Raw genomic sequence first — 3877 nt, 5'->3', positions numbered from 1 at the left:
CCGCCGCCGCACGCGATGATCGAATTTTTTACGTTAGCGGCTAAATTTTTTGCCGTTTTGCGCTCCAAATCCCTGAAATACTCCTCGCCTTCCTGCGCGAAAATTTCGCGAATTTTGCGGTTTTGCGCGACTTCTATCAAATCGTCGGTGTCAAGCAGCAGCATATTTAGGCTTTTGGCTAGCTCGCGCGAGACCGTGCCTTTGCCTACGCCCATAAAGCCGATTAGAAGGACGTTATTGCTCTTCTTCATCGTTTGCGCCTCGTTTTTTAGGGATTAGCACGATAGGCGTACCCGAAAGCTCGAAATTCTCGCGAAGTTTATTGATTAAATAGCGCTTGTAGCTAAAATGCAACGCGCTAGGGCGATTCATAATAAGCGCTATTTTAGGCGGCGCGGAGGTAAACTGCGCGGCGTAGTAAATTTTGACCGATCTTCCCTTGTCGTGCGGTAGCGGATGGAGTTTCGTCGCGTCCGAGATTACTTCGTTTAGGCGCGAAGTCTGGATTTTTTGCGTGAAATTTTTATAAACTTCCAAAATCAACGGATAGAGCTTGTGTATGCGCTTTCCGCCCAGTGCGCTGACGCTGATTATCGGCGCGTAGGCTAAAAATTTAAATCTATCGCGAATTTCAAACGCGAGCTTATCGAACTCTGCGTCGCTTTTATCCCATTTGTTTAGTGCGATGATTACGCCTAGCTGAAATTTACCCGCCAGTCCCGCTATACGCTCGTCAAGCTCGGTTAGCGGCTCGGAGCTATCGAGTACCAAAATCGCTATATCGGTTTGCTCTAAAATTTTCTCCGTGCGGTTTAGCGCGTAACGCTCGATGCCTTCGATCTTACCGCGACGTCGGATGCCGGCGGTATCGACGAACTCGAAAACCCGCCCTTCGTGCTCGTAGATTTCGTTTACGGGATCTATCGTCGTACCCGCCGTGTCGCTTACGACCGAGCGCGCCTGCTTAACCAGCGCGTTTAAAAGCGAGCTTTTGCCTACGTTTACGCGTCCGATGATGCCTACGCGGATATTTTTGCTCTCGTAATCCACGCTGGTATCTATCTCGCCTTCGTCGTTAAAATTTTCTAAAAATTCGTCGAAATCCTCGCTATTATCGGCGCTTACGGCAGGTTGGGGGATAAATTTACTCATCCAGTCCGTAAGCTCGTCTATGCCGTCGTTATGGCTAACGGAGACGTTAAATACGACCTTCGCGCCGAAATTTGCGAATTCCCACGCACGTTGCTCGTCTTTTTTGCTATCGATTTTGTTAATAACCAGCGCGGTGGGTAGTTTTAACCTTAAAAGATCGTAAAATAGGGCTTTGTCCTCGTCGCTGGGCATCATTTTGCCGTCTACCATGTAGATTATGACGTCGGAATTTTTCGCCCACGCAAGAGTATTTTGCTTGACGCTGCGAAATAGTTCGCTGCTGTCGTCTAACCCACCGCTATCGATAATTACGCATTCTTTGCCGTTAATTTGCGCCACGGCTCGGTTCGTATCCCTCGTGGTACCGCTTACGTCGCTGGTTATGGCGATGCGGCGACCGACTAGGCGGTTAAAAAGCGAACTTTTACCGACGTTTGGTTTTCCGATTAATATAAATTTTTGCAAAATTTTTCCTTTAAAATCGCCTTATTATACAGAATTTGACTTATTTTATTTATAAATTTAAGCGGGCTTGCATTACAATTACGCCAAATTTTTAAAGGAAAATTTTGCTTCATAGATTTTTAATGCGTCATTTAGGCGCTTATTATATGATCGTAGCTTGTATGTTTTTTGCGGGCGTCGGGGCTTTTGCGAAGCTTTTAAGCGCTCAGATGCCAAGCATTGAAGTCGTATTTTTTAGAAATTTAGTCGGCTTAATAGCCGTAATTTTCGTAATTTACCGCCGTCTGCCGATCCGCCAAAGCGGCGGGGAATTCGGCATGCTGATGTTTCGCGGATTTATCGGCACGGTCGCGCTTTTCGCGCTTTTTTACAACATCGCTCACATAAATTTAGGCGCGGCTTATACTTTTCAAAAGACGAGTCCGATTTTTACGGCGATTTTTGCGGCGGTTTTTTTACGCGAAGCGCTTAGTCGCCGCGGTTGGTTCGCTATTTTTTTAGGTTTTATCGGAATTTTATTTATCATTCAGCCAAATCTCGGCATTAGTAAATCCGACTGGCTGGGCCTTTGGAGCGGCGTGGGCGCGGCGCTTGCGATGCTTAGCGTAAGGAAGTTGCGAAAGGCCTACGACACTAACGTCATCGTGCTTAGCTTTATGGCGTGGGGGACGTTTTTGCCGCTTGCGTTGATGGGCGCTGCCGAATGGATAGAGATAAAACAGCTTGACTTTTTGCTTTCGCCTTTTGCGGTACCCGACCTTAAAGGCGTAGTTCTCATCGTGCTAATGGGACTTGCGGGCTTTTATTTTCAGCTTTTTATGACGAAGGCTTACGCGGCGGTGAGAAAGGCGGGCACGGTCGCGGCGGTGAGCTATATGGACGTCGTATTCTCGCTAGTAGTGGGCTTTTTTATGGGAGATACGCTACCGGACGCCGCGGCGTTTTTCGGAATATTTTTGGTTATTTTTAGCGGAATTTTAGTAGCGCGCGAAAGGTAGGCAAAATTTACGGCAAACGGCGCGCGTTTAGCAAGCTTTAAGCTTGCTAAATTTAATCAAACAATGCCGCCTGCGCACCGCAAGCTTGCTAAAAGCTATAAACTAGGCCCGCGCTTATTTGCATCATCGCAGGGTATCTAGGCTGCGCTTTAAACGTCCGATCAAACGTCGCAAACGCCCTTAAATTTTTAGTGATCTCGTAGCCTAGTCTCGCGGTTAGCTCGTTTTGGCGGTAGGTTTTATCGTCCGCGCGCTTTAACCTATACTTCGTAGTGCCTAAAAGCGCTCCTAAATTTAGCTTTTTTATCTTCGTATCAAACGCCGCGTAATACGTCCTTGCGTCGCGCTCGTATATCACGTCGCCTTCTTCGAAAAAAACGATTTGATCGCCGGCTAAATTCATACTCCCCCAGCCTACGCTTTTGCCAGATTTTACGTAAGCCAAGGTAAGCTTGGCACCCTCTAAAACGCCGTAAATTTTAGCCTCCACCAAACTTCCGTCGCCGCTTTGTTTTCTCTCGTCGCTTCTTGCGTAGTGCAGCATCCAGCCTAGCTTCATCTCGCCCGCGCCGCTTTGAAAACCGCCGCTTTCGTAAGATATTTTGCCGCCTAGCGCGCTAAATAGTTCGCTTGCGTAAAGCGCGTAAATTTTAACCGATGCGCCGCCTTGTTTATACGTGGCTCCCGCGTTAAAAATCCCTCGACCCTCGTTTAGCTTCGTAAAGCCCCACATTTCCTTTAAATAAGCCCTTCCGCGCCTTTTAGAATAGCTTGCGTCAAGGAGTAAATTAGGCGCCGCCGCGCTTGTTACCCGCACGCCGTCTTGGATCTTGCTCGACCAGTCGTTTATCATTTCAAATCGCCCGATTTTTAGGGTATTTACGCCGTCGTCGTAGCCCAAAAACAGCTGCGATAAAAGCGCCCTGTCGCCCTCGTAAATTCGCTCCGTGCTATCGCCCTTGCCGTGCAGCGTGCGGTAGTTTCTGTCGCCTTCATAGATCGGTACGCTACCGCGTCCGCCCAGGCTAAATTTTAGCGCACCTAGGAAGCTAAGTTCGTAATTTAGCGCCGCTGAGCCCACCAGCCACGAAGTGTCGTTAAAATACGTCGTTTTAGTCCCGCTAATTACCCGCCTAGTTTCGCTGTAAGCGCCTATTTCTCCGCTAAATTTAGAGCCCTGCAAGAGCGTTTCCAGCGGAGAAGCATGCAAATTTAAAGCCGTAAAATTTAAAAGGTTGTTTATATTTTGTAAAAAATCATCT

Annotated in this window: 4 protein-coding genes; 1 reads left to right on the top strand and 3 read right to left on the bottom strand. The window is 47.8% G+C overall.

Annotated features, from left to right (window positions below):
* Together QZ147_RS08635 and der are read right to left on the bottom strand one after the other, a co-directional pair.
* Positions 1 to 251 (bottom strand): shikimate kinase (locus tag QZ147_RS08635; RefSeq protein ID WP_295149365.1); only part of this gene is annotated, 251 nt, incomplete at its 3' end.
* Positions 235 to 1617 carry a ribosome biogenesis GTPase Der gene (gene der / locus QZ147_RS08630; protein WP_295149362.1) on the bottom strand — a complete coding sequence of 461 codons (1383 nt, stop codon included), beginning with the start codon at positions 1615 to 1617 and terminating at the stop codon, positions 235 to 237. The genes der and QZ147_RS08635, both read right to left, overlap by 17 nt.
* Before the next feature lie 104 nt (positions 1618 to 1721).
* Between der and QZ147_RS08625 the strand changes: the two genes are divergently transcribed.
* Positions 1722 to 2615, top strand: coding sequence for a DMT family transporter (locus QZ147_RS08625; protein ID WP_295149361.1), 894 nt, complete (start codon positions 1722 to 1724; stop codon positions 2613 to 2615).
* An 88-nt stretch (positions 2616 to 2703) separates the two neighbouring features.
* Here the strand turns inward: QZ147_RS08625 and QZ147_RS08620 are convergent.
* The coding region (locus QZ147_RS08620; protein WP_295149360.1) for an Opr family porin at positions 2704 to 3877 on the bottom strand (1174 nt) is incomplete at its 5' end.

This window comes from uncultured Campylobacter sp. (assembly GCF_905371695.1).
GTDB lineage: Bacteria > Campylobacterota > Campylobacteria > Campylobacterales > Campylobacteraceae > Campylobacter_A.
The sequence above is the reverse complement of the archived record's forward strand: the minus strand, read 5'-3'. Positions and strand labels throughout refer to the sequence as shown.